The following is a 257-nucleotide window of genomic DNA, read 5'->3' as shown; positions in this document are numbered from 1 at the left end:
AGCGCCGGTGACATCGTCGGGCTCTCAGGCCTGCAGAAGGCGCGCGACACCGATCTGCGCGGCACGCCGACCGTCACGGTGAGTGCGGTGTCCGGGGAGGACTCCCGTGAGCTGATCTCGTTCGAGGGCGCACCGGCCGAACCGCTCGCGACGACCCTTGACGTCGACCTGCAAAACCGTGCCGACGAGGTCCTCGCGGACGTCGACGGCACGGCCTCGATCGTGGCGATCCGACCCTCGACCGGAGGGATCCTCGC

General features: G+C 70.0%; 1 protein-coding gene. It reads left to right on the top strand.

All coding sequences use genetic code 11. The features are described from left to right. Positions 1 to 257 (top strand): hypothetical protein (locus SB660_RS21905; RefSeq protein WP_410584545.1); only part of this gene is annotated, 257 nt, incomplete at both ends.

The sequence above is a fragment of the Bacillus sp. SIMBA_005 genome (genome assembly GCF_046535585.1).
Taxonomy (GTDB): Bacteria; Bacillota; Bacilli; order Bacillales; family Bacillaceae; genus Bacillus; species Bacillus pumilus.
Note: the sequence above shows the minus strand (reverse complement) of the source record. Positions and strands in the feature narration are given on the sequence as shown.